This is a genomic window from Nitrosomonas marina (genome assembly GCF_900111605.1).
GTDB lineage: Bacteria > Pseudomonadota > Gammaproteobacteria > Burkholderiales > Nitrosomonadaceae > Nitrosomonas > Nitrosomonas marina_A.
Genome location: NZ_FOIA01000087.1, coordinates 1 through 1227 on the forward strand (window position 1 = coordinate 1; position 1227 = coordinate 1227).

At 45.9% G+C, this 1227-nt stretch carries 2 protein-coding genes; both read right to left on the reverse strand.

Going from position 1 to position 1227, the window contains the following annotated elements:
- Nucleotides 1-11: 11 nt before the first annotated feature.
- Entirely contained in the window at nucleotides 12-683 is a 672-nt protein-coding gene (locus BMY62_RS15850) for an IS630 family transposase (RefSeq protein WP_090662252.1), read from the reverse strand.
- A gap of 4 nt (nucleotides 684-687) precedes the next feature.
- On the reverse strand, nucleotides 688-1146 hold the full coding sequence (locus BMY62_RS15855) for a helix-turn-helix domain-containing protein (protein WP_177170429.1): 459 nt from the start codon (nucleotides 1144-1146) through the stop codon (nucleotides 688-690).
- Nucleotides 1147-1227 lie beyond the last annotated feature (81 nt).

Sequence of the window (1227 nt, forward strand, 5' to 3'; positions counted from 1 at the left end):
CTAGTACTCCTTCAACTTAATAAATTAGGATAAAGTCTCTTTAGCTTTATCCTTGCATCCTCAGTGCTAAAACGCCAATCAACCGGTGCGGTATTTTGGTTGCGACTTCTTGTCCAGACGGTGATTTCATTTGCCACTTTCTCACTGTCTGACAACCGCCTTGCCAAACACTGACGACTTAAAACACTGAACTCGCATTCCGCCATATTCAGCCAACTTCCATGTTTGGGCGTATAAACAAATTCCAGCTTGTTTAACAACCTTCTGGCATGTTCAGGTGTAAAGGCTTTATAAAACGAAGCGCCACTGTGCGTATTCAGATTGTCCATTACCAGGGTAATCTTGTTGGCATTAGAATAATCTTCCTCAACCAGTCGACGTACGCCTTCTGCCCATTCACAAGCAGCATGGTTATCTGCAACTTGGATACGCCGCCAGTTTTCGAAAGGTGCGTAAAATAACAGTAGATGCGCCACACCATTACGTTCATATTCAACATCATAGCGTTCTGTTTCTCCAGGCCTCGCCGCAATAGGAGCACGCACTTCTTTAATACATTGTACCGTCGTTTCATCCATACAAACCACAGGATTCAATGGATCAAGGGGCCTTTTATAAACCTCCAGAACGCTTTCCATCTGACAGACAAAATGGGCGTCTCCTTCTGCCGGTATACACCACATACGCTTACGCCAGGGTTTGATGGTGTTTTTTTAAAACCTGACGGATGCATTCGTGGGAGATGCTATCGACAACATCCAACTCGACAAGCTTGTTCGCTAACATATGCAAGCTCCAATGGCCATAACCTTCGGGAGCATCGCTACAAGCCAAGCTGACCAAGCGAGCCTCTCCGTCGCCATCTAGTTTTTGTGAACGGTTGCGACACCGTTTCTTTCGTTCCAGGGCACTATCGAGCCCTTCCGTTACACAACGTTCACGAATCTGTTCAACCGTCCGACGACTAAAGCCGGTGCGTTCTGCGGCGTCCTTGTCGAAAAACGCTGGCCCTTGTTTACCTTCATCGACCAATAACAGCACCTGCGCATGCTTTCTCCTATAAGCCGCCACTTTGCCTTTGTTAACAAGCCCCTCAAGTTGTTCACGTTCTGCCTGCGTCAATTTCACTACGTAGCGTTTTCTCATCGTCATAATCCTCAACAGGTTATAGTTATCTGTTGAGGAATAACTTTAACATCCTAAGTTATTTTATTGAAGGAGTACTAG